General features: G+C 37.8%; 15 protein-coding genes and 1 pseudogene. 7 read left to right on the top strand and 9 right to left on the bottom strand.

What is annotated here, in order from left to right; translation table 11 throughout:
- Window positions 1-207: 207 nt before the first annotated feature.
- Window positions 208-489, bottom strand: coding sequence for a hypothetical protein (locus tag BKP57_RS10400; RefSeq protein WP_072741497.1), 282 nt, complete (start codon window positions 487-489; stop codon window positions 208-210).
- 156 nt (window positions 490-645) lie between these two features.
- Entirely contained in the window at window positions 646-1,215 is a 570-nt protein-coding gene (locus BKP57_RS10395) for a histidine phosphatase family protein (RefSeq protein ID WP_050351152.1), read from the bottom strand.
- A 427-nt stretch (window positions 1,216-1,642) separates the two neighbouring features.
- Between BKP57_RS10395 and BKP57_RS10390 the strand changes: the two genes are divergently transcribed.
- Together BKP57_RS10390 and BKP57_RS10380 are read left to right on the top strand one after the other, a co-directional pair.
- Window positions 1,643-2,509, top strand: coding sequence for an SDR family oxidoreductase (locus BKP57_RS10390; RefSeq protein WP_050351153.1), 867 nt, complete (start codon window positions 1,643-1,645; stop codon window positions 2,507-2,509).
- A gap of 1,537 nt (window positions 2,510-4,046) precedes the next feature.
- The gene (locus BKP57_RS10380) at window positions 4,047-10,052 is read left to right on the top strand and encodes an LPXTG cell wall anchor domain-containing protein (protein ID WP_072741495.1); all 6,006 of its coding nucleotides are present in this window, start codon (window positions 4,047-4,049) and stop codon (window positions 10,050-10,052) included.
- Between the two features lie 503 nt (window positions 10,053-10,555).
- On the opposite strand, the gene BKP57_RS10375 is transcribed toward BKP57_RS10380, so the two are convergent.
- Window positions 10,556-10,915, bottom strand: coding sequence for a Lin0512 family protein (locus BKP57_RS10375; RefSeq protein ID WP_050350637.1), 360 nt, complete (start codon window positions 10,913-10,915; stop codon window positions 10,556-10,558).
- A 424-nt stretch (window positions 10,916-11,339) separates the two neighbouring features.
- Here BKP57_RS10375 and dacB point away from each other — a divergent pair, with 424 nt between their 5' ends.
- From dacB to BKP57_RS22515, 3 genes are all read left to right on the top strand, one after another.
- Window positions 11,340-12,869 carry a D-alanyl-D-alanine carboxypeptidase/D-alanyl-D-alanine endopeptidase gene (gene dacB, locus BKP57_RS10370; RefSeq protein ID WP_072741494.1) on the top strand — a complete coding sequence of 510 codons (1,530 nt, stop codon included), beginning with the start codon at window positions 11,340-11,342 and terminating at the stop codon, window positions 12,867-12,869.
- Window positions 12,870-13,232: 363 nt separating this feature from the next.
- Window positions 13,233-13,991, top strand: a complete 759-nt coding sequence (locus tag BKP57_RS10365; protein ID WP_050350639.1) for an AAA family ATPase — start codon at window positions 13,233-13,235, stop codon at window positions 13,989-13,991.
- 285 nt (window positions 13,992-14,276) lie between these two features.
- A complete protein-coding gene (locus BKP57_RS22515; RefSeq protein WP_198035040.1) occupies window positions 14,277-14,633 on the top strand; it encodes a hypothetical protein in 357 nt (118 codons plus the stop codon).
- A 440-nt stretch (window positions 14,634-15,073) separates the two neighbouring features.
- Here BKP57_RS22515 and metA read toward each other — a convergent pair whose 3' ends face one another.
- Together metA and pssA are read right to left on the bottom strand one after the other, a co-directional pair.
- Window positions 15,074-15,982 (bottom strand): homoserine O-acetyltransferase MetA, encoded by a 909-nt coding sequence (metA, locus tag BKP57_RS10355; protein ID WP_072741493.1) that lies wholly within the window; start codon window positions 15,980-15,982, stop codon window positions 15,074-15,076.
- 764 nt (window positions 15,983-16,746) lie between these two features.
- Entirely contained in the window at window positions 16,747-17,433 is a 687-nt protein-coding gene (pssA, locus tag BKP57_RS10350) for a CDP-diacylglycerol--serine O-phosphatidyltransferase (protein WP_050350641.1), read from the bottom strand.
- A gap of 553 nt (window positions 17,434-17,986) precedes the next feature.
- Between pssA and BKP57_RS10345 the strand changes: the two genes are divergently transcribed.
- Entirely contained in the window at window positions 17,987-18,781 is a 795-nt protein-coding gene (locus tag BKP57_RS10345) for a phosphatidylserine decarboxylase (RefSeq protein WP_050350642.1), read from the top strand.
- Here the strand turns inward: BKP57_RS10345 and BKP57_RS10340 are convergent.
- Complete coding sequence (locus BKP57_RS10340) at window positions 18,774-19,364, bottom strand: DedA family protein (RefSeq protein WP_072741492.1); 591 nt, start codon at window positions 19,362-19,364, stop codon at window positions 18,774-18,776. The two genes, BKP57_RS10345 and BKP57_RS10340, sit on opposite strands and share 8 nt — an antisense overlap.
- A gap of 763 nt (window positions 19,365-20,127) precedes the next feature.
- A complete protein-coding gene (gene guaC, locus BKP57_RS10335; protein ID WP_050350644.1) occupies window positions 20,128-21,114 on the bottom strand; it encodes a GMP reductase in 987 nt (328 codons plus the stop codon).
- Window positions 21,115-21,832: 718 nt separating this feature from the next.
- Between guaC and BKP57_RS10330 the strand changes: the two genes are divergently transcribed.
- Window positions 21,833-23,098: a helix-turn-helix domain-containing protein gene (locus BKP57_RS10330; protein WP_072741491.1), complete on the top strand. Its 1,266-nt coding sequence runs from the start codon at window positions 21,833-21,835 to the stop codon at window positions 23,096-23,098.
- Window positions 23,099-23,779: 681 nt separating this feature from the next.
- Here BKP57_RS10330 and BKP57_RS10325 read toward each other — a convergent pair.
- Together BKP57_RS10325 and BKP57_RS10320 are read right to left on the bottom strand one after the other, a co-directional pair.
- Window positions 23,780-24,554 (bottom strand): annotated as a pseudogene (locus BKP57_RS10325) (SDR family oxidoreductase).
- Between the two features lie 518 nt (window positions 24,555-25,072).
- Window positions 25,073-25,558, bottom strand: coding sequence for a DUF4188 domain-containing protein (locus BKP57_RS10320; protein WP_050350646.1), 486 nt, complete (start codon window positions 25,556-25,558; stop codon window positions 25,073-25,075).
- Window positions 25,559-26,088: the final 530 nt, after the last annotated feature.

Raw genomic sequence — 26,088 nt, 5'->3', positions numbered from 1 at the left:
AAAAGAGCCCACTAAAACACACCAAAAAAAGCGTGGGCGAGTACTTCCAACTCTAGCTCCAACGCCTAGTCATCTATAGTAGCTTACCATTCGTAGAACGGCAATAGCTATCTTATCGGAGTTTCGATACTTGCTTGGGTATTTGTACTTTTGTCTAACGGTGGAGCTATAATACCCTAATGTTTAATATGAGTGGGTTATTTGTTGCTAAAACGAACAGACTTCCAGTTTGTTACCGAATAGATCATAAACAAAAGAGCTCATACTATCATATGTTTCGATTGCTTTTACCGTAACATCCTTATTTTGCAATTGGCTGTGTGTTACTGCTATATTTTCTGAGAAAAAGTTAAAATGCGGCTGACGACTTCTTTCATAGGTTGTATCTGCTTTCAATAAAGTAAGCGGTGTCTCTCCTAGTTTTAATACGATAAGATTATTTTTTAGATCATCAAATAGTACGGTAGATCCAATATATCGGTATACCAACTTTTAGCTGCTTCTAAATCATGAATGAACACCGTATCCATTCGTTGAAATATCATTAAAAACCACCTTCCTATATTCAGTCAGAATTTAGAATAATGACATTTTAGGTTAAAAGCAACCCCTTTATTTTTTCTCCTCCCACCACAGCCCCGTGTTTTACTGTAAATGTTCTACTTGGTTATAATTTTCCACCCGCCAAGTTTCGTTTTTCAATTGAATATTGCTAATGCATCCATTTATGAGGGATGTTTTGCCTGAACCGATCTCTCCATTGGAAACTTCAGCTAGTATAGCATTGATGGCAGCCCCGTGTGCAACTAACAAAACACGTTGATGAGGATAATTTTGATTTACTTTTTCTACCCCAGCCATTACGCGCTGACGAAACGCTATTCTTTCTTCCTGATTTGGAAAGTGACCATCTGGATACGCCTGTGCCCTCTCTTCCATCGTCATACCTTCTGCATCTCCAAATGAACGTTCTTTAAAATCATCCATTTCTATTAATGGCAGCTGTAAGTACTGATTTATGATTTCGGCAGTCTCTTTTGCACGCAGTAAAGGACTACAAATAAGGATATCATAATCATCAGCGTTTAAATATTTTCCACATGCATGTGCTTGCTCTCTTCCAGTATCATTCAGCGGGATATCTGTTTTTCCTTGTAGCTTGCCTTGTTTATTCCAGTTCGTTTGTCCGTGACGGATAAAACAAATCGTTGTAATGGTTCTTCTCTCCCTTTTCATCATCTATTTTTATTATATCAAATAGTACTAAAAAATTCGCTGTAAACCTATACAAGACTGTTTCCTTCGAACGAAAATGCAAGCTATGTATACACGTATATTTTTTACCCGGATGAGAAAAATAAGCTTTATTCCGTATGTATTTTAGCAGTAGGTTCTCCACATCCCTCCTGTGAGAGAAACTTGAGGAAAAGTGGAAGGGTCCACTGCTATTACGTGTGTCATTCTGTTCAGAGATCTTTAGGTCATTCCCTTGGGGTGCTAATAATCACTTAAGGATAACCAAAGCCCAATGTTTAAAGATTTCCATTACGCTATTGGTGAAAAATGATTTAGATTATGTTTGTTTAATGGCTTATCGTGGAATCGAACACTATGTGTTATGAATAGAGGAGGTAATTAGATGATGAAACCTGAAGATATGCAAAAAGGGAGCACACCACGTCAACACCAAAACCGGCAGCCAGGATTTGAATCCGAAATGAATCCATTACCGCACCAGCCGCTAGATTATAAAGGTTCCGAGAAATTAGCAGGCAAGGTGGCATTAATAACTGGAGGAGATAGCGGCATCGGTCGTGCAGTAGCTATTTTGTATGCAAAAGAAGGAGCTCATGTAGCTATCTCCTACCTTGATGAGCATGCAGATGCTGAAAAAACAAAAGAATTCGTTGAAGCTGAAGGAGGAAAATGTATTCTGCTTCCTGGGGATATTAAGAGTGCTGCCCATTGCCAGGATCTCGTGGAAAAGACGGTAGAAGCATTTGGAAAAATTAATATTTTAGTTAACAATGCTGCCATTCAATTTATACGCGAGGACGTATTAGATATATCCGATGAACAACTGGAGGATGTATTTCGAGTTAACTTCTTCTCGCAATTCTATTTAACCAAAGCAGCTGTCCGTCATATGAACTCTGGGGATTCGATTATTAATACGTCATCCATTAATGCGTATAGAGGAAATCCGATATTAATGGATTACTCTGCCACGAAAGGAGCGATTACTGCATTCACCCGCAGTATTGCCCAAAGCTTGGCCAAAAAAGGCATTCGTGCAAACTCGGTAGCTCCTGGTCCCGTTTGGACACCACTCATACCAGCATCTTTTGATGAAAATGGCGTAGAAAACTTTGGTCAAGATACGCTGATGAATCGACCTGGTCAGCCATCTGAACACGCATGGCCGTATGTAATGCTAGCGTCAGATGAAGCTTCTTATATGACGGGGCAAGCGATTCACATTAATGGTGGTACATGGACTTCCTCTTAACTGTGTTGATAAAACTATGGAAAGAAAAGCTCCGTTAACAGCGGAGCTTTTTTTACGTGCTTGTATAGAGAAGTATAAAATGAGGTGCTTGAGGATAACGAAATAACCGAATAGTCACGTCCGGCGCATGAGCCCAGCAACGATGCGACTTCACGAAATCGCCCCTACGATAAGTCGTCATCGGTTCGTCTCTAAGAGGAAGGCCGACTAAAAACGGTCTTGTCGCCCAGTCGTCGGCATATCCCTGTTTTAGTGGCATGATTCCTTTATCCCGGATATAAGGTGCTGTAGACTCCCACTTCAAGAATGGAAGCGGTGAGCTAAACAAGTTGAAGTGGGAGGTAACAGCACCTAAATCCCCGATTCGTTCAAGGGCCTTTAGGTCATACCCTGGTGGTACTAACAATCAGCGGGGATGGAAGAACCCCCCGCTGATTGAAGGTTCACTTTATCTTTAGTTGATTCGTTCCATTCACTACGTTGCTAAACGGGCGCTTACGCCTTTGTTCATATGCGAAGACTGGATTGGTGTCTAAACAGAAGTCCATAGATTCTGTTTTGTATAGTTTTTGTAAAGTTGTATTTAGTATAATCTAGACGCAAAGTTATGGTAGAAAAACTCATTCTGCGTATGTAATGTTTGCTGTCTTTAAAAGGGGCGTTAACAGCATCGGTAAGACTATCATCGGAAATATGTGCGCAGTTTGTGTTTATCCCATAGATAAGGTGCTGTAAGACTCCTACTGGAAGAGTTGGAGAAACCATACTACAACAGACTAAGTGGGAGATAAGAACACCTAAAATCTCCGTTTCGTAATGAGATTTTTAGGACATATCCTTGTGGTACTAACAATCCGTGTGGGATGGAAGCCCCCACTGATTGAAGCTTCACTTTATCGTACTGAAGTGACTCTCTGCAGATGATCAATGAGAAATAGAAAACAATAGCCAAAAGAGCTTCAGTAAATTCAATGAACGTAGAAGAAAAACGATCGAATAAGGGGGGATGAGCAAAAAATAGGAAATCAAACTAATTGGCATTTGTTATCAACGTGTAGTGAAGGCTTATATACATTTCAGCGAATTGCCAATTGTAGATGTAAGATCGTATATCTCTTAGTTGATCAATAGATTTAAGACTTCTGTATGTTCAGCTTCAAGGGAATATTTTTGTGTGTATGAACTAGTTTATTATTCAACACGTACAAAAGCTGTAAAAATTTCACTCCTTTTTTGCTTGTCAAATACCATACGTTTCACACAACAACACATCATTTCGTATGAAAGTTTTGATCTTAATGAATTGAAAAACGATTTATTAATGAACTATTCGCTATTGTAGAACAGATAAAAGAATCTAAATATCATCGAATTCTTTTTACCGTTATTGGTATCAAGATGATCTTGTTTTAAGAGGAAATATATAAGGAAAGCACCATGTGAACTACAAGGTTTTCCATGCTTTTTAACATTCTATGTAAAGGGCTCTACTATTCCTCTAAAAGATACTAACACCTATATGGAAAGGGGTAGCACATTGAAGAAGCAGTTAAGTGTGCTTTTTATTATTTTCCTTCTAATGCAAACAATTTCTAGTAGTCTAGCATTTCCTATGCAAGTTAAAGCTCAAGGCTCAACTACAGATGAAATTGTAAAGAATATGGAGCTGGTTAATGAATTAGGCGGATCCATTCAGCAAGAAGATAAACAAAAAGCAACACATGTAAAGGTAAGCTGGTCTATTAAAGGGATAACAGTTGAACCTGACAAAGATTATACCCAACAGCTCCCTGCTGTTATTGAAATGGATAAGAAACAGACAGGTAAGTTATTGGTCGAAGAAGGTGAAGTGGGTACTTATATTGTAAATACAGACAACACCCTAACGATTCGCTTTAACGAAGGAATAAGGCAATTTCCAGAAGCGAGCGGGTCGTTTACAGCAGAAATAGCTCCAAGTGCAGAAGATAAGGATCAAGAAGAGAAGGCTGATGAAACTACACCAGAGCAAGATGAAACTGCATCAGAGCAAGAAGATGTGGGATCAACGGATGCGGAAGAAATTGCCGAAGACCCAAAAGAGGAAGTAAACCATGCTGAAAATGCAAATTCTGAAGAAGCAGTTGCAAAACCTGCTGAGGGAGAACAGCTTGAAAAAGCGGCACAAAAAACGGAAGAAATTGATCCGTTAAAAGCGATTAAAGAAAATATTTTAACTCGTGCTGAAGTTATCTATGAAAATAGCGAAGGAGAATCCATAGACAAACCAGGCTTGGGTTCGATCATTGCTATAAAATATTGGTGGGAATTACCAAATGGGCATAAATATAAAGAGGGCGACACCTTTACATTTCAGGTACCGCCAGAGTTAGACATTTATAATGAAATTGATCGTTTGGAAATGAAGTTTAATGGAGAAACGATCGGCTATTTATCTGTAACCAAAGATGGAACAGCAACGATTGAATTTACCAAGTTCATTGAAGGATATTCTAATATCAATGGAAACTTCGAGATTTTAACGCAATTAAGCGAGGAAATTATTATTAACGAAGAGAAGGAAGTTATTATAACCCCAATTGAAGGGAAAGACTCGATCACTATTCCCATAGATTTTAATCCAGCGGGCCCGGCGGTAGAGAAGCAAGGTATTCCAAATCGTACTTACAATGCCGAAGAAATTGAATGGACAGTTGACTTTAATAAAACGTTAGACACGATAAGAAACGCTACCATAAACGATCCGATTCAAAAAGGGCAAGCGCTCAAAGAAGGCTCCATTAAGCTGTATCATTTGCAGACAAAATTAAGTGGTGAAGTGACACAAGGCGAGGAAGTTGACCCTAATTCATATACAGTAGGTAAGACGGAGGACGGGGAAGATTTTACGATCCATTTTAGCGAAGATATCCATTCAGCTTTCCGACTCGTATATGAAACAGATATTACAGATGCAGAACAAGCTGTATTCAAAAATAACGTAACGTTAACAGGTGAGGGAATGCAGGATAAAACTGCTGAAGCTACTGTAACAGTTGGCAGAGGTAAGCCTTTGAAGAAAAAGGCTACACATTATGACCGTGAAAACCAAATTATCACTTGGGAAATCCGTTATAACTACAATGAGAAAAACATCGCCCAAAAAGATGCGTTATTAAAGGACTTTTTTAATGGAAGTCAAGATCTGATTGAAGACTCGTTTGTCGTGAAAAAAATTACGCTGGATGAAAATGGTCATGAAGTAGGCGAAGGAGAAGTCGTTACTAATTATACAGTCGACCCTAAACAACAAGGCGATCAAAACGGCTTTCATTTACAGTTTACCGAAGATATTTCTTCCGCTTACAAAATGGTGTATAAAACGAAGGCTTCGGAACGAGTGTTTGACGAGCAAGAGATTACGAATAAGGTTGATGCTGGTGACCATAGCGCCACAGGAAAAGAAAATATCGGTCAGGTGATCTTATTCAAGAACCATGGGAAACCAAACTATAAGGATAAAACGATTGAATGGATGATTAGTTTTAACCACGATAAACATAAGATGAATCATGTAGTCCTGAAAGACACCTTCACCAATAAAGGTCTTACACTTTTACCGGAAACGATTAAAATTTCAGGTATGGAAAAAGGAACAGATTATAAACTGGTTAAAAATGAAGCGGATGAATTTGTAATTGAATTTAAAAAAACAATAACTGAACCGCATACGATAAGTTATATGACAGAATTTGACTATGATCAACGCGAAGATAAGGATAAGCATTTTATTAACCATGCACATCTGACTTGGACAGATGAAGATGGAAACAATAGGGAAAAAGAAGCTGATGCTACATTTACACCGGATGAGTATACACAGCATAACGGGTTTAAACATGGTTCCTATAACGCAGTAATAAAAGAGATTACATGGAATATAGGTGTTAATTACAATTTAAAAACGTTACAAAATGCAGCTGTGAAAGATTATATTCAAGGCAATCAGCAGCTAATACGTAATTCGATTACGGTATACTTGATGGAACTCACAGGCAAAGAAAATGGCACAAAGTTAAGAGAAGCAATACCAGGAGAAGATTACTCCATAAAATTTATTCAAAATGAACAAGGCAAGCCAGGCTTTCAAATCAATTTTGAAAAAGAGATTAATGAACCGTATTTAATTGAATATAAAACTAGTCTGGAAAATCTCGATCTAGTTGCAGCTAACTACAATAATACAGCGACACTCTATAATGGAGACCAGAAAGAAACCGACTTAGATGCTTCTGTATCTATTCCGCATGGCGGCAAGTATACAACAAAGTCAGGAAGTCAAAATGGTAAGGCTATTGATTGGCAGGTTCATATAAACTTTGCTCAGTCCCAAGTTAGTAATGCTACGATCGTTGACAATCCAAGTAGTAATCAGGCACTATTGGAAGATTCTTTCCGTTTATATGCAACATCTATCGATGAAGCAGGTGAAGTTTCTAAAGGAGAACTATTAGAGCTGAATAAGGATTACACCTTAGATCTACAGCAAAACCCTGATACTTTTACACTGAAGTTTAAAGAAGAAATTAATGAGCCGTACATTTTAGAATACCAGTCCTTAATTCTTGCAAAGCCAGGAGAGACTGTAAATAACGAGATTTCCATTAATGGCGAAAACATTGAGGAGGTAATCAATAAGTCTCAGAGTTCGGTATCAGTAAAGAGAACCGCTGGTATGGGCGAAGGAAAAGGTGAAATCGGTAGACTCACTGTTTATAAAACGGATCGCAATAGTGGTAATCCGCTTTCGGAAGCTACTTTTACCCTTAAAGATCCGGAAAGTGGTATTACGATTGGTACGAAAACAACAAATGAAGATGGTAAGATTGTCTTCGATCGATTGCTTTATGGCACGTACACATTACTTGAAGAAAGCGCACCAGACGGTTATCTCATCGATACGAAACAGCATGCCATTTCTATCGATAAACCATACGAAGAGAATAGTGAAGAGAAAATAGGAAATCAGGTCACTGTAACTAACTCTAAGATCATTCGAGACGTCCAATTGCAGAAGATTGACCAAGAAACTGGAGATATTTTAGCTGGAGCAACGTTTGTACTAGAGAAAAAAACTGGTGATTCCTATAAAGTGGTGGATTACCTAACAACAGATGTAGCTGGAATGATTTATAAAGCTAATTTAGATCCTGGTAAATATCGATTTGTGGAAACAAAAGCACCGAATGGTTATCAGCTTAATACAGAACCAATTCCATTTACGATCGGCGAAAAGCAAACAGAAATTCTTACATTAACAGCAAAAAATATAAAGCTCGGTTCTGCGGAATTAACGAAGCTTGCCAAAGAAGACGAGAATCAGTCCTTAAAAGATGCTGAGTTTCGATTAGAACGAGAAGATGGAACGGTTGTTTATCCATTGCTACGAACAGATGAAAATGGCAAGATTTTAGTTCCTAATTTGGAACCAGGCAAATACCAATTTATCGAAACAAAAGCACCAGCATATTATCAACTCAACGAGGAACCAATTCCGTTTACTGTAAAATCTGGCGATCCAAGTACAGTAATGGTAACAGCAATTAATGAACTAATTCGAGGCAAAGCCGAGTTGACAAAGGTAGATAAGGATAACAAAGCGTTAAAGCTAGAAGGTGCTAAATTTGAATTGCAGGATGAAGCAGGAAACAACTTGCAAGAAAGCTTAACAACGAATAAAGACGGAAAAATTGTTGTAGAAGACTTAAAGCCAGGTAAGTATCAGTTTGTCGAGACAAAAGCACCAGCGCACTACCAACTAGATGAAACGCCAATACCGTTTACGATTGATAAAAGTAAAACAGAAGCAGATGTGGAAGTAGTATCGGTTCAGGCAACGAATGAGCTTATCCCAGGATCAGTGGAGCTAGAAAAAGTCGACGAAGATAACCAGGGTACGAAACTAGCAGGAGCGGTATTTGAACTGCAAGATGCAGACGGAAAAGTCCTTCAAGAAGGTCTAACAACGAATGTGGAAGGCAAAATCGTTATAGAAGACTTACGACCAGGTAAGTATCAGTTTGTAGAAACGCAAGCACCAGATTATTACAAGCTAGGTACTGAGCCAATCACATTCGAGATTGAAAAGAGCCAGAAAAAAATAGTAAGTGTGACTGCAACAAATAAATTAATTACTGGCAAAGTGGAACTTACGAAGGTTGATAAAGATAACAAGAAGCAAATTATTGATGGAGCCGTATTTGAATTGCAAAACGAAGCAGGAAAAATGCTACAAGAAGGCTTAACAACGGATAAGGATGGTAAAATCGTTGTAGAAGACTTGAAGCCAGGCAAGTACCAGTTTGTAGAAACGCAAGCGCCAAAGGGTTATCAACTAGATGAAACGCCAATACCGTTTACGATCGATAAAAGCAAAACGGAAGCAGATGTGGAAGTAGTTTCGGTTCAGGCAACAAATGAGCTTATCCCAGGATCAGTTATGTTAGTAAAAGTTGACGAAGACAACCAGGATAAGACACTTGAAGGGGCGGCATTTGAACTACAAGATGAAGCAGGCAAAACTCTACAAGAAGGCTTAACAACGAATAAAGACGGTAAAATCGTTGTAGAAGACTTGAAGCCAGGCAAGTATCAATTCGTAGAAATGCAAGCACCCGCATATTATCAATTAGATGCTAAGCCAATCACATTCGAGATTGAAAAGGATCAGAAAGAGATATTAAGCGTGACTGCAACAAATAAATTAATTACTGGCAAAGTAGAACTTACGAAGGTTGATAAAGATAATGACAATGCACCATTGGCAGAAGCAGAGTTTGCGTTACAAGACGAAACCGGGAAAATGCTTCAAGAAGGCTTAACAACGAATAAAGACGGGAAAATCGTTGTAGAAAACTTGAAACCAGGCAAGTATCAGTTTGTTGAGACAAAAGCACCAACGCACTACCAATTAGATGAAACGCCAATAACGTTTACGATTGATAAAAGCAAAACAGAAGCAGATGTCGAAGTAGTATCGGTTCAGGCAACGAATGAGCTTATCCCAGGTTCAGTTATGTTAGTGAAAGTTGACGAAGACAACCAGGATAAGACACTTGAAGGGGCGGTATTTGAACTGCAAGGTGCTGACGGAAAAGTCCTTCAAGAAGGTCTAACAACGAATGCGGAAGGCAAGATTGTTGTAGAAAACTTGAAGCCAGGCAAGTATCAGTTCGTAGAAACGCAAGCGCCAAAGGGCTATCAACTAGATGAAACGCCGATATCGTTTACGATTGACTTTAGCCAAGGGAAAACTCTTGAATTGACAGTTGAAAATAGTATCATTCAAAAGGCCCCAGTATCAGGTTCTGGAAATGATAATAGTCAACCGACTCAAAAAGATCCTGAAAATAGTAAAGAGCAGCCAGATCAAGCTGGACAGCAAGCAGGAGAAAAACTTCCTCAAACTGGTGAAGAATGGCTGCGTTACATGATGATCTTAGGTATTTCATTATTTATCCTTGGTGGATTTTTACTGATTTCCAGACGCAGAAATGCGAATTAATAATAAACCCCGATGTGAAATCATCGGGGTTTATTTGTGAGGGAAAGCATGTACGTGCTAAGAAAAGTCCTGGGACATAACGAAATGCTAACTTTAAAAACGATGATTAAGCTCTGTGCAAACATATAAATAGGAAAAATCTGAACTAATTTGAATTATGATTAGAAGAATTTTCAATTAAAGTTCGGATTTTTCTAAAAGATAAGAAATTATAAAATGAGGTGCTTGGGGATAAAGAAATAACCGAATAGCCACGTCCGGCGCATGAGCCCAGCAACGAGGCGACTTTAGAAATGCGCCCTACGATAAGCCATCATCGGTTCGTTAATAGAGGAAGGCCGACTAAAAACGGGCTTGCCGCCCAGACGTCGGCATACCCCTGTTTTAGTGGCATGATTCCTAAATCTTTAGTTGATTCGTTCCATTCGCTACGTTGCTAAACGGGCGCCCCGAGCCTTTGTTCTTGGCTAAAATTATTTTCTCCAGCCGCCTCAATTTTATTATTAGTAGCCCACTTCAACAGCAGCATTTACCATATACATTAAGTCATTTTCGTCATCTTTATCTTCCAAGATAACTCCACTTGAAGTTGCCATGCCACCGTCTGTCACATCAACAGTAACCGACCCATAAGGAACAGCATCTTTTACTTTCTCCGTATCAAGCAATTTACGGTCTAAAGGAACGGCTAATCTAACGTTTACTTTCATATTTTCTAGTTTTTGGTCAGGAAGGCTATGCTCAATTCCTGGCATGGAGTTAAACCAAATAGCGTTTTCCACTGCCCGAACAGCTGCTTTTGTAATATCTTGTCCATGAACATCAATGCCTGTACCAGCTTGAATAAATAGAATTTGCTTCATGATAAAACTCCTTTTCAAATTAAAATTGCTTTCTACTAACAAAAAACTATTTTTATACAACCGTTCCCAGCAAAAGTGCATGTTAAACATGGTAGTCATAACAATCGTTTATGACACATACACTAGGTATAGCCGAACAAAACGATAGGACAACCTAAGTGGTGATATATGCGGTGTCCATTTTTTTAAACACATTTTACGTTAGATGCAAATTTTTGTTTTTCAGCATACATTTATCTTGCGCATAAGGTGCTGTAAGACTCCCGCTTATCTGTACTGTAACAAGACTAAGTGGGAGTTAACAGCACCTAAATGCCCGATTTGTTCACCTAACCATCAGTGGTGGATGAATGAAAACCAGCCACTGATTGAAGATTCACTTTATCGCAAAGCGAAAATAATTTAGTAAAGGAGGCGAATTTTTATGGTCTGGAGATCGTACAAAAAAGTTGGTCTATTTATCATTATAATCATTGCTTTAGCTATCATTCCAATTGCAAGTCAAGGAGAGCTTCTGTTTACGAAAGTGTCTAATGCAACAGATGAAACGGAGGCAGATGCAGCTTCCCTTGAAGAGAAGCTTACCGATATTCTGACAAACGAACAACTAAACGGCGCAACAGCAGCTGTAAGTGTGATGCATGCAAAAACAGGTGACATATTATTTTCTCAAAACGGGGGAAGCCGCCTGCATCCTGCTTCAAATATGAAAATACTGACAGCAGCAGCCGCTTTAGAAACACTGGGAGAAAATTATCAATTTGCAACAGAAGTACGAACTGATGGAAAAGTGAAAGGAAAAATGCTGCATGGAAATTTATATTTAAAAGGAAACGGAGACCCAACTTTATTAAAAAGTGATTTGCGGCAGATGGCAAAAGAACTAAAGAATCAAGGTATCCTTAAAGTTAAAGGAGATTTGATTGCGGATGACACATGGTATGATGATGTCAGACTTTCTCAGGATTTAAATTGGTCCGATGAGCCATTTTATACAGGAGCTCAAGTTTCTGCTTTAACGCTTTCTCCAAATGACGATTACGATGCAGGAACAGTAATTGTTGAAGTTTTACCGCAAACCACAAAAAAGAGAAAGGCGGTTGTACAGGTCACTCCAGAAACAGACTATGTGGAAATCGTTAATCATACACAAATCGTAGCTGCAGATGGTACGAAAGATATTTCCATCGAGCGAGAGCACGGTACAAATAGGATTATAGTAGAAGGAACGATGCCCGAAAAGGCGGCTAAAGTTAGATCGTGGGTCTCCGTTTGGGAGCCAACAGGATATGTATTAAATGTATTTCAGCAAACGTTACAGGAGGAAGGTATTGCTTTTATTGGCAAATCAAAAGCTTTATTTGGAAAAACTCCAGCGAAAGCACGAATGTTAACATCCAAAAAATCGATGCCATTAAAGGATTTACTCATTCCTTTTATGAAGCTAAGCAACAATGGACATGGCGAAGTGCTGACGAAAGAAATGGGGAAAGTAGTCCATGGTGAAGGAAGCTGGGGTAAAGGGATTAAGGTTATCGAACAGGTAATGGACGATCTTGATGCAGATATAGACACGATGCTGCTACGGGATGGTTCTGGTATGTCACATAAAAATATGATTCCTTCTGAAGAACTTTTGCAAGTATTATATCAAGCACAAAAACAAGACTGGTTTCCTGTGTTTCAAAAATCCTTACCAGTAGCTGGCGAGCCAGAGAGATTAGTTGGTGGAACATTACGAGATCGGATGAAGGAAAAACCTGCAAAAGGAAATGTAATCGCAAAGACAGGTTCCTTAACAGGCGTGTCGACATTATCTGGATACGTTACAACACAGAATCAGGAGCCGCTCATTTTTTCAATTATCATCAATAACTATATTGGCTCGGACGAAGGTATTATTAAAATAGAGGACCAAATTGCCACAATGTTAGCAGCACATCAATTTAAGTAAAGAAAACGGCTTTTAATCTCAAGCTTTGTAGGAAATAACGAGCATGTAAGACCTTAGCGTTTCTCTGAAATTGTCTACTATATAGGTGCAATACCAGTGCGTAAATAGCTCATTGCAGATATAAAGTCGCCCATTATAGCGAGAAAGTCGCCCGCTGCAGCGAGAAATTCGACCAATATAGTCGAGAATCCACAAGCAAATTGCGAGGCTGATTAAAAAACGGGCATTATCGTAACGTTAAGCTTATCTGTCCTAATAAAATATCAACTCAGGATCTTAGAAAAAATCTATAACAGACGCACCTATTCGAATAAACGGTTACATGCTAAAATAAGAACAACTATCCTTTTTGAGGTGAGCTTGGTGACAAAATTAACGTCGGATACAGCGTTTTTAAAAACGGTTTATTTAAAAGAAGATCGCTTGCCAGCTGCCGATCATTTTCCGTTTGATTTACCGATTATGAAGAACTTTACTGGAATTGCCTTTCATCCGAATGTGACTTATATAATCGGGGAAAACGGAATGGGGAAATCTACGTTATTGGAAGCGATTGCTATTGGTTTAGGATTCAACCCAGAAGGCGGAACGAGGAATTTTAATTTTTCCAGCTATGATTCCCATTCGCCATTAGATCAATATGTACGGATTGCGAGGGGGACGAATCAACCCAAGGATCACTTTTTCTTTCGTGCAGAATCTTTCTATAATGTGGCTACCAACATCGAGGAATTGGATGCTGCTGGTTCCATTGGACGTAAAATTATTGATTCTTATGGAGGAACGTCGCTACATAAGCAGTCTCACGGAGAAGCGTTCTTTGCAGCGTTTATGCACCGCTTTCAAGGGCATGGGTTGTACATATTAGATGAGCCTGAATCTGCTTTGTCACCGTTACGGCAGCTGTCCATGCTGCGACGTATTCACGATCTTGTAGAGGAAGGCTCACAATTCGTTATTTCTACACACTCGCCGATACTTATGGCTTATCCTAATGCTTATATTCTGGAACTGACCGAAGAGGGGATGCAGGAAACGGTATTGGAGCAAACGAGCCATTACAAGGTTATGGAGCAGTTTTTTGAAAACAAAGAACGAATGCTCCATCATTTATTACAATAGTGTGGCGTAATCAAAAAGGAATAGCAAAGGTGTGTCATTAAAACCGACCATAATAAACATACAAGTATAGTAAAAAGCCGCTGCGCGCCATTTTTTACATAATGTCATACTTAATTACGTAATACCAATTGTACTAGAATAACGTTATTCCTCATATTTGTTACAAGGAACGTTTGTCTGCCTCTGCTTATCTAATTACAAAAAGCTATCCATTCCTAGCACAAACACCCAGTTCCTCTCATATCCTAACGTAGAGCAAAAACTTTTGAAATGAGGGAATTACAAATGAGCTACGAATGGGATGTACCCACTCAAACAAGTAACGAACAAGAGCATGAATTTCCAGAATACCAAGCGTATCCTACAACGTATGCAATCGATCCACAATATGATGACCAGGAATGGTTGCGGCGCCCAATTGGTTTTGGAAGACCCTTCTTCGGTCCAAGACCCTTTTTTGGACCGAGGCCATTTTTCGGGCCAGGATATGGTTTTGCAGGTCCAGGATTTTTCCCGGGATTTGGTGTAGGTCCATTTGTTGGGGGATTAGCAGGCGGTTTGTTGGCCGGCACCCTAGTTAATGCATTCGCCCCTCCATTATATCCGGGCTATCCACCTTATTCTTCATATTATGGATATTAGCATAAATGTAGCAGCATGCGGACTATCTCTGTAAAAATATGGTACTTGAAAAGCGCAAGCTGTACAGTAACTTTCTGTTCGGCTTGCGCGGTTTTTGTTTCCCTCGCATGTACACTAGCAGTAGCACCTACCCTGCTACGAGCTAAGCCCGGCAAAAAACGTGGGTTTAACTTCCAGTCAAATGTCCATTCTATTCAAATGTCTTTAGACTTTCTTCCTATGGTAATAACAATTCGTGTGGGATAATAAGAAATTTACCCCGTATATAAGGTGCTATAAGACTCTCACTTCATAGGAGTAGGATCATCTTCTGCAAACAAGTCTAAGTGGGAGATAACAGCAAAATGCCCTGTTTCGTAGATCATACTCCTAGGCTACTAACAAGCTGTAGGGGATGAATGCCCCCCACTGATTGAAGTTTCACTTTATAATGATTGGATTTACTTCCATTCATACGGGGTTTCTTGATATACATAGTAGTTTAACCAGTTCGAAAATAAGAGATGTGCATGAGAGCGCCAACGATTAAGCGGCGTTTTCTTCGTGTCATCATTCGGGAAATAATTTTTCGGTATGACTGGATCCAATCCTTTTTTCTTATCCCGCTGGTATTCTTTAGCAAGCGTGTCATGATCATATTCAAAGTGCCCAGTGATCATAATATGTTTTTCGTCCTTTGATATGACGATAAATGGGTCGTCGTTATTTGTTGCCGCAAGCACCATTAAACGGTCATCTGCTTGAATGGCTGCAAGTGAGGTTCCTGTGTAACGAGAATGCGGTGCTAAAAATTCATCATCAAATCCACGGATGAGTTCTACCGTAGAATGGGACACGGAATGAGGGAAAACGCCTGTGCATTTGGTAGGGAGCGTAAATTTTCCAATGCCGTAGTGATGATACAACGCGGCTTGAGCTGCCCAGCAAATATGCATAACGGATGTAACATGCGTTTTTGACCACTCCATAATCAGTTTCAGTTCTTCCCAATAATTTACTTCTTCAAATGACATTAATTCCACAGGAGCGCCGGTAATAATCATTCCATCAAACCGTTTATGTTTAATAGCGTGAAACGTTTGGTAAAACTGATTGAGATGTGATTTACTCACTGTTTTCGAATCGTGTGTTGCTGTACGCAGGAATGTTACTAGCACCTGCAAGGGGGAATTTCCTAATAGCCGCAACAGTTGGGTTTCTGTACGTTCTTTTTCGGGCATTAAATTCACGATCACAATGTTTAATGGTCGAATATCTTGGGTGGTGGCTCGAACGGTATCCATAATAAAGACATTTTCTTTTTCTAAAATGCCGTGTGCTGGCAATTGCCTAGGAATCGTAATGGGCACTAGGAACCCTCCTTATTCAGTATTTTCCCCATTATATAAGAAGTTTGCAGAAAGTTCTATCGATGTGTTTGAAAAATAAACTAGTTATGATCCCGCACATCTAACCAGCAGTAAGTTCAGTCCTTCTCTCCAACGAGTTGAAACAAGAAAGAACGTGGTACCCAATAGTGAGTCCAATGTCCGATTCTGTTCACACTAACAATAGTAGGGGAGGAAAGAGCACCCTCGCTAATAGAAAATTATTTTACCTGTAATAAACGTTTCTATTCGGTTACTTTTTAGCAATTAAATTCTGGCTCCTCGTTATTTAGCGTTGGTAGGACATGCAAAAGATAGATACGCAGTCGATTGACACGGTCCCTCAGGCTGGTCTGCTTCACGAGCTAAGACGCCAGTAGTAAGGGATATATTGGCACATGCTTGTCATACTATCGTTCCCGCTTCTGTATAATCTTCTAAACTACCTTTTTCCCATAACAAACAGCAAGGTCCTAAATTCTAATGTATACAACATGTTTTGAAAATTCTTTTCTTAAAGAATAAGAAAGTATAAACTTAGGTGCTTATGGATAATGAAATAACCGAATAGTCACGTCCAGCGCATGAGCCCAGCAACGATGCGACTTTAGAAATGCGCCCTACGATAAGTCATCATCGGTTCGTCGCCTCACCGTGATTCCTTTATCTCAGTTGATTCGTTCCATTCGCTACGTTGCTAAACGGGCGCTTGCGCCTTTGTTACTAAAAAATTCCTGAACAATAGATTACCTGCTCTCTCTTATTTTAATAAAGCGATAGGTAACATAAATAAGATAAAGCGGTGTAGCAACATATAGAAAGGTTGGAAATTTCTTATAAGATTCCAAATTAATAATAGTAAGAAGCGCTCCTAAGAATATAGTTACAATAGTACCGTAACGCGGTAATGGTACCTTTTTAAAACTCGGTATTTTTATGGAACTTACCATTAAATAGCAAAGCGCAGTAAAAATCACGATTGTCACAATACTAGGAATAAAGCCACTAAACAGAGTCAATATAGCTAAAATTCCTCCTGCAGCAGTAATTGGTACGCCGATAAAATGCTCCATTGAATCTTCTTTAGAGCAAATATTAAATCTCGCTAATCTGTAAGCTCCAAACAGTGGAAATAGTCCACATATGGCTAAACCGATCCAGCCACTGTTTAAAAATAAAGTATAGTATATTAATAAGCTCGGTGCTACGCCAAAAGTAACAATATCAGCTAAAGAGTCCAATTCCTTTCCTAAGGGGCTTTCCACATGCAACATTCTGGCAAGTCGACCATCCATACTGTCTAACATCATACCAATGAGAATTAGTATAGCTGCATTTTTATATTGACTTGATCCAGCATAACTAATAGATAGGAAACCACAATACAAGTTTCCTAATGTAAATAGGTTCGGTATTTGTTTTATAAAAGTCATTATATCCTCCTGATGGGTTCATCTTTAGTAGTATATATCTATTAAACCATTATACTAAATTTTAGTATATGCGTTATAGTTGTTTTTTGAATTAGTGGTGTGTTGTCATAGATCACTTCTTCACTTTTGAAATAAAATTTCTGAGCGTCGCGTTTACGATGGCTAAAAGCAAACGGTGATGCTTACTTGTTCTGTAGAGTGATACAATAGGCTATAGATTTCAATACATAACTCATAGTAGCAAATAAATAAGGGCAATCCTCGATGTGGAATAAGCACTTTCCCTTCTAGTTCGGGCAAATCCAGTTGAGATAGAGACCACTCACTACGAATGATTAGATTAACTTTTGCATAAGACATTTATTGCATTATTGAACGCCGCTTCATAGTATTTTATTTTGGCATTAGTCATAAAACAAAATATCACTTTATTTTATCCGTGAGTAAGTATAAAATATGTAACGAAGTAGCTGAACGAATACATGTGGTAGATCTACCATTTTATTTGATATAGTATAGTTACGTTTTTTTCGTGTATAGGAGAGTGAATGTATTGTTAAAATCATGTTTGAAATTTTTGGTCGAACTAACCGGAAATCGCTTTATATCTCAATTATTAATCCGTTTTACAAATTCAAAATGGAGTCGAATGCTGGTTCCTGTTTTTGCTAAGGTGTATAGCATTAATCAGGAAGAAATGAAAAAGCCACTCTCAGATTATCAAAGCTTGCATCAATTATTTATTAGAAAGCTAAAACCGGATTGTAGATCTGTATATCCACACAAAAATAGTATAGTTAGCCCAGTAGACGGTGTAATAAGTGATTTTGGATCTGTCAGAGATGTTGAAGATTACAAAATAAAAAATAAGCAAATTATATTAGAAGAAATGCTAGGCAGTAAGGAAAAAGCGGATATATACCGAAATGGAAAATACATTATATTGTATTTATCGCCGCGGCATTACCATCGAATACACAGCCCGGTAAATGGTAAAATAAACGGAAGTTGGGTGTTGGGCAGTAAATCTTATCCTGTCAATTCGATTGGTTTTAAATACGGCAATAGCCCCTTATCTACAAATTATCGCCGAATTACTGAAATCCAAAGTGAGCTAGGGAAAATTGCGGTCGTTAAAGTAGGGGCTTTAAATGTTAACAGCATTCATCTTACCTGTCGTTCGGAACATATTAACAGTGGAGAAGAGCTCGGTTATTTTTCTTTCGGCTCCACTGTCGTATTATTTATAGAAAAAGCAGACTTTCAATTTTCGACAGATATAACTACGAATCAGGACATTCAATTTGGAAAAAAACTTGGAGCTATTTCCGATTCGTTATTTACTTAAATTTATTTCGATATTTCTTCCATAATACAAAGAAAAAGATGCCTAAAATGAATAGCCATATAATCTTTGAAGCATGGGAGGAAATTTTTGCAATATACTCCCAATGGTTACCTAAAATAATTCCTAGGATTATAAAAGTAGATGCCCAAATAATTGATCCTATATAAGCAAAGGCAGCGAAGCGCAAATAATGATAATTGCATATACCAGCTATGTAGGCAGCAATATGCCTAATGCCTGGAATGAAGTAACCACATATAAGAAATATTCCACCGTATTTATTAAAGCTCTTTTGTGCCCAACGGAGATTTTTTTCTTTTATATGCAACTTCGGACCAAATCGTTTAATAAATGGAATACCTAGCTTTTGCCCGAGAAGGTAACTGATTGAAATTCCAATCATAGACCCTAATATAGCAACCAAAATAGATAGATTTAGTGACATATGACCCAAAAAGACATTATATCCAACATATGTAAGTAATACTTCATCAGGTAAAGGTAGCCCGATAATTCCTAACACAAGAATGATAAAAATTCCAATGTAGCCGTAGTGAGTTATGAAGCTTGCTAAATTTGACATGTTTTATTCCTTACCCTCTTAAACATAACAATAGAAAGTTATTCTTGATATATATGTCATTATTATAACACCATTAATTTAAGCTTTCTATATAAACATTATTTGGAAGTGCATCATAAATCGTCATTGTTCTAATATGTTTTTGCTTATAGGGAGTTATTCAAAGTGCACTAAAAATAATACATCGAATTTCTTCGTTTCTTGGAAAAGAGTGCCCCTTTTCCTACGTGAAAATGTGCTTCCAGGAGAATTCACTAGTGCCTTATGACCTATAATGCCTAAGAGCTTTCCTATTAACCCCCTCTTACTTAAAGATTCATTTTATAGGTAACTTTTTTTCGTCTCTTAGTGAAACTTCTACTTGACACAACGTTGCTCCTAGTTTTTATATCCTTCTTCTCTATTATATGTGCTGGCAAAACGTAAAAAGAATAGCACAATAAAAAGCCTTAGCAATGGTTGCTCATTGCTAAGGCATTGGATAAAGATCATCGAGCAGTAAACTGGCAGCAAGACCTGCCCGCCCCATTCTACGAGGTAAACCCCAGATTGGCACGGAGAACCTAACTGTAAGTCAAAGTTCGATTCTGTTTACATGTCATACTATAACGGTATCAATTATTATTTGTAGATAATGAATGAGATCCGCAACAAATATTATCTGATTCGAAAAGCTACTTGAAACTATATCAAGGTAATAACCGCATTTTTTTACAGATGTAACGAATAAAATAATTGTTAAATCATATATTTAATCGCTTATTTAATAAACAATCTTATCGCCATTGAAGATGGAGTTTTTCACTACTACATAGTCAACGGTGCGGATTGCTTCTAGCTTTTTACCGCCCGCATAGGAAATAGATGATTGCAAGTCTTGCTCCATTTCTTGAAGTGTATCTTTCAAGGAGCCTTTATGCTCGACAAGCATCTTTTTACCTTCCACGTTTTTTCTTTCTCCTTTTTGAAACTCAGACGCAGAACCGAAATACTCTTTTAAAATCTTTCCGTCTTTTTCAATCGTTTCACCTGGAGATTCTTCGTGCCCAGCGAAAAGGGAACCAATCATCACCATTGTTGCACCGAAACGGATAGATTTAGCAATATCGCCATGCGTACGAATACCACCATCAGCAATAATTGGCTTGCTTGCAGCTCTTGAACACCAACGAAGTGCAGCTAATTGCCAGCCACCAGTTCCAAAGCCTGTTTTAATTTTTGTAATACAAACCTTTCCTGGTCCAATACCAACTTTTGTTGCATCAGCACCAGCGTTTTCCAATTCACGGACAGCTTCTGGTGTACCAACATTTCCAGCAATCAAGAAGCTTTCAGCTAAATGTTTTTTAATATGCTTAATCATTTTAATGACGGACTCTGAATGTCCATGCGCAATATCGATCGTAATATATTCTGGAATTAATTTATCAGCGGCTAACTGCTTTACAAAATCATATTCCTCATCCTTCACACCAACACTAATGGAAGCAATTAGGCCACGTGCGTGCATATCTTTTATGAACTCCGCACGTTTTTCTGGTTCAAAACGGTGCATGATATAGAAATAGCCATTTTCGGCTAACATTAATGCAATTTTCTCATCAATAATCGTTTTCATATTCGCAGGAACGACAGGTAATTTAAATGTATGCTTGCCCAATGTGACACTCGTATCACATTCAGAACGGCTGCGTACAATACATTTTGCGGGAATTAATTGAATATCTTCATAATCAAATACATTATCCATGCTTAACACCTCTAAATCCGAATAAAAATTATTCGAGTATATTTAACGTTCGTCTATTAGTAATGTACATGATTTTGAACAAGAAGTCAAAGTTTTATTTTCACGATAGGAAAGCATAAAATTTTATGGGTTTATAGAATAAGCAAAAGTACGGCTATCACAAGTCTTTATGGCGATAGCAGTACTTTTGCTAAGAAGGGTTTTTATAACTGTCTGGTAAAAGAGATATAAGGAGCGTGAGGAAGCGAGCTCCTATTCAAGTTTTCTTGCCCTATAAAAAATTTTCGGTTTTATAAGATAAGAAAAATGATAGCTTTTGTATAAAAACGCATCGACAACCCAGTTTTTCTGAGAGGTGTTTCATAATACGATAATGGAAGAAAGAGATAAGCTGTAAGAGTTGTGGGAGGGGCGTCTATAATAGGTTGTTCATTTTAATGTTACTTATTTCATTTATGGTAATAAAAGAAAAGTGACTATCTATCCCCCGAGAAAATGTGTTGTTTTAATGCAAAAGAGAATGCTTGTAAAGATCCGACAGTCACTTCTATTAGATAAGACCATGTGCGCAATTTTCCTGTTTAAAGAAAATATAATGTATAGTAACATTATTTTCGGTGAAAATTATTAGATAAATCATATTTTTTCCCAAACAATAACTGTTTCGACTTGTGGTATAATATTACATAATATAATGTGTTAAAGGGGTGAATAGGGTTTGAGGGATATTGGCTATACTATAAAGTTACACCGAACAAAGCGAAATTTGACACAAGAGGAACTATCAGAAGGCATTGTTTCTTTATCCTATTTATCAAAGATAGAAAATCAAAAAGCAAGAGCAAACCCAGAGATTATTCAGGCATTATGTAATCGACTAGGAATCGAACTTACAAATATTTCTGATTTACAAATTGAAGAACAGTGTAAGAAATGGTATGACATGTTATATGATCATTTTGATAAACAGGAAATTATGACGAGATATAAAGAATTGCAAAAGGTAATGGATAGAAGTATTAACAACCAAACCATAATGTTTGAGATTCATAAAATTCGTTACTATATTATTTTACGCGATTTTCAAAAAGCCTTACATAAAATGAATGAGCTCCACGAGATGGCAGACTCTTTTAACCCCCCACATAAATATTACTGGAATAAATTTCAAGGTAATTACTACTCCTTTAAGGAAGAGCATCAGCAATCTTTACACTGTTATAAAAAAGCCGAGAATGTGTATCGTTCAGCGGAAATTGAAGAAGAAGAGATTGCTGATTTGTATTATGCCATTTCCATTCAACATAGTCATTTACTAAATGGATTAGAAACTATAAATTATGCAGAAAAAGCAATGGCTGTGTTTCAGCGAAATTATAACTTCATACGTTGCGCTCAATGTCATATCTTGCTGGGAATTTCGTATCAACGAATAAAAATGAATGATCTTGCGTTAGAAAATTATAATCAGGCAATGTATCTAGGTAAGTTAAACAACGAAGAACAAGTTATTCAGTTAGCCTATCTTAATTTAGGGCTGTTTTATTTTACAACAGGGAATTCAAAAAAATCTATCGAAAATTATGCGCTTGCCTTAAAAACTACAGACTTAGATGATGAACTTAGATTAGATGCTATTACTCACTTAATACATAGTTTTTACCAGAATAATGAGAACTCAAAAGCAAAGGAATATTTAACCCTCGCGTGGGATGCTCTTAGACTATCTAAAGAAAAAGAATATTACAGTTTTTATAGATACACTACCCAAGTGTATACATACTTATTAAATGGAGAACTAAAGGATTTTGTATCTATACTAGTAGAGGAATTTATTCCGTATTTAAAACAAAGGAAAAACTACCAATATGCAGTGTTTTATTCTAAGCTGTTAGCCTCTTATTTAGAAGATACGGACAAGCATAGAGGATCTATGCAGTACTATAAATGGTCCTATGTCAAAAGTTGGGGTGGAGTGAGGTAGGATCTCATCCTACCCAACATGACTTTCATATTTTTATACTTATGTAAAAGAAGCATCTTGCCTTTAGGAAGTTCCTAAATCCAAAGGCATTCCTTTATCATGATTTTCGTTAGGTTATTCATTCCCTCCAGAAATACATTTGAGTAATTAAAATGGCGGGATAAGATCAAAGAAACCAAGCATTTTACTATAAAAATGCCTAGTCTTAAAGTCAACCGTTCAAACCCACTTTAAATGTTTGATCCTTTGAATGCGATAATCATTTACATATGTTGCACTTCTCATTGGCGGAATTTTTTTCAAATGATGTTTCTCAAACAGTATCAGCATATGAACCTAAACCAATAACAATCTACCAAGCAAGCTAAAAAAATAAACTATAAATTGCGCATATGCTCATTGGTTATAGTTTTCATTAAAAAAAGACCTGTCTCATTTTACTACCATAAACTACTCCAACCTTAGAAATTTTCCCTATATTATTTTACAGGCTTAATCCTTACAAAATGCAAATTTACAATGCTAAGTATTTTGAAACCAGTCATATGAGATTTTATGAAGCATTGCTGAAAGCGATAAAAGATCGTGATGTTATATGATGATAGTGTTGTAAAATCATAGAAAAAGGGGCTGTTGCACAATCAGAAACGCATGGTGCAACAGCCTTTTTTTATGTGATCGTTATTTCCCTAGAAATCCGCCTTCCGAGCGAATGGTTTGCCCCGTTATCCAATACGAATCATCACTTGCTAGAAAGGTAATCAGTTTGGCGGCATCTTCAGGACGGCCGAGACGACCAGATGGAAATAAAGGTAATAAGTTACTTTTTATTTCTTCATTCATCCACCCTGTATCCGTTGGACCTGGATCAATAGAATTAACTGTTATGCCGATGGGAGCTAGGGCAACGGATAACGGCTCTGTAGCAGCAATGGTCATCCCCTTTGTAGCAATATAAGCTATATTATTTGGGTCTGGCCCTTTAGAGATGAGATTGATAATCCGCCCATCTTTTTTGTTCGGAAATTGCTGCTCATATCTTTTAGCAAATTCAACCGATAATAAGGGTGCCGCGATTATTCACTTGATAATGTTTATCTAGAATCTCTGAAGTTAACGTACGGAAATTCGTTGGAGCTTCGTAGGTTGCGTTATTGACTAAAATATTTGCAGTTCCTAGGCTTTCCTGAACCGCATTTAGCAACGTATTTGGTGATTCTTCTATACTTAAGTCTAACTGTATGTGATCAGAACGTACTCTAAAGCTGTTTATCTTTTCACAAAGCTTATTTGGGAAATCTCTTTCTAATCTTCCTTCAGTCTCATCAAATGGAGACCAGTGTGTGAAAAAGATGTCAGCTCCTGCTTTTGCAAGAGACAAACATGTTGCAGCGCCAATTGCTTTCGAATAGCTAACTCCAGTTACTATAGCAATCTTGCCAGTTAAATTTTCCATGGGATCATCCTTCCAATTAGAAGGAACGTACAGAAGAGATGACTGTTTTTTGAAACATTTTGTACGTCCTAGAATGTGAATTATAAATAATTAGCTATAAGCTTCTAGGATAGTTGCCATAAATGATTCTCCTTTGTTATCTAATTTCCTTAGTTTAACATGGTGCTGTTATTTGTTCTAGCTGGGAATTGCTATCCATTGTTTATTTTATCCGGCATAGGAAGGAGCTGTAAGACGGTATTTGACATTATGTACTGACCAAGCCTCAGTGGGAGCTAACAGCACCTAAATGCCCGATTCGTTCAGGGTCATTAGATCATATTTTTACGATACTAACAATCAGTGGGAGTTGAAAGAAAATCCCACTGATTGGAAATTCACTTTATATTACAGGTTGGTTTAAGACTAGTCCTTTAACCTATGAGGTGAAACGCGGGATAATACGTGTAGCCAACCTGTGAGTCGAATGTTCCATTCAATTAGGATAAAGAAGCTCCGCACTACTTAAAATCACTTGTTTAGATAACTTTATTCTTTTTCAATCGCTGTTTAGCAGTTGTACGTTTTGGCGAGACAGGAATATGCTTGTTTGCCTTTGACAACCCATATAATGGCATATTTGCATAGATAGCTTCATAATTTCCCTTTGGTATGACATAAGTCTCGTGATAGATACCGACAGCATCTGTACTGCTCGCTTTTTGATTAAATACTTTCCATGCGGCTAAATGTTGTTTACCTCTTGCATAGGCAAGCAAATCTTCAGTAGACCGCCAATATTGCACCATCAATGTTGTGCGAAGACCAAAGTAATTTTCCATAGATAAAAACCCTAACGTATCTTTATGTGTGTAAAGTTCTTTAATCATTCCTGGCATGGCAGAAAAAACCGGGAACCATTTATGCACAGCTAATCTGCGGTTAACCCGCATGCCAATTAAAAACACAACGATATCTTCTTCATTTTCTACGGTATAGCGACCAGAATAAACCTGTTTTTTCATAAAATCTTTCCCTTCTTTTGTTTATTTCAATGAGCTTTTCGTTTTATGAGACACCATTTGTGGTAGTACGATAGTTCTATTAGCGTCTGCGAACAGAGGAAAAATTGTTTTTAAGTTTTTCTTTTTAATACTATAAGGAAATATAAAAATTTAGAGTTTATAGGATAAGAAAAACGGCAACTTTCACTAAAGGTTTGGCGAGAAGCCAAGTTTTTCTAAAAAATAAGAAAGCATAAAATGAGGTGCTTGGGAATAACGAAATAACGGAATAGCCACGTCCGGTGCATGAGCCCAGCAACGATGCGACTTCACGAAATTGCTTTACGATAAGTCATCATCGGTTCGTTGCTAAGGGGAAGCCGATACGTCGGCATATCCCAAGTTTTAGAGGCATGGTTCCTTTATCCCGTAAAAAGGCGTTGTAGACTCCCACATCAAGAATGGAAGATGCGAGCGGAACAAGTCGAAGTGGGAGGTAACAGCACTTAAATCCCCGATTCGGATTCGCTCAACTAACCATCATCGGGGTT

Source organism: Virgibacillus sp. 6R, assembly GCF_001895305.1.
Taxonomy (GTDB): Bacteria; Bacillota; Bacilli; order Bacillales; family Amphibacillaceae; genus Virgibacillus; species Virgibacillus pantothenticus.
The sequence above is the reverse complement of the archived record's forward strand: the minus strand, read 5'-3'. Positions and strand labels throughout refer to the sequence as shown.

Excerpts from the sequence above, each read along its gene's own strand:
- BKP57_RS10340 (WP_072741492.1), bottom strand. The coding sequence starts at position 19,364 with ATGTCAAATTTAGCAAGCTTCATAACTCACTACGGCTACATTGGAATT.
- BKP57_RS10375 (WP_050350637.1), bottom strand. The coding sequence starts at position 10,915 with ATGAAGCAAATTCTATTTATTCAAGCTGGTACAGGCATTGATGTTCAT.
- BKP57_RS10390 (WP_050351153.1), top strand. The coding sequence starts at position 1,643 with ATGAAACCTGAAGATATGCAAAAAGGGAGCACACCACGTCAACACCAA.
- BKP57_RS10320 (WP_050350646.1), bottom strand. The coding sequence starts at position 25,558 with ATGAAAAAACAGGTTTATTCTGGTCGCTATACCGTAGAAAATGAAGAA.
- pssA (WP_050350641.1), bottom strand. The coding sequence starts at position 17,433 with ATGACTTTTATAAAACAAATACCGAACCTATTTACATTAGGAAACTTG.
- guaC (WP_050350644.1), bottom strand. The coding sequence starts at position 21,114 with ATGGATAATGTATTTGATTATGAAGATATTCAATTAATTCCCGCAAAA.
- BKP57_RS22515 (WP_198035040.1), top strand. The coding sequence starts at position 14,277 with ATGAGCTACGAATGGGATGTACCCACTCAAACAAGTAACGAACAAGAG.
- dacB (WP_072741494.1), top strand. The coding sequence starts at position 11,340 with ATGGTCTGGAGATCGTACAAAAAAGTTGGTCTATTTATCATTATAATC.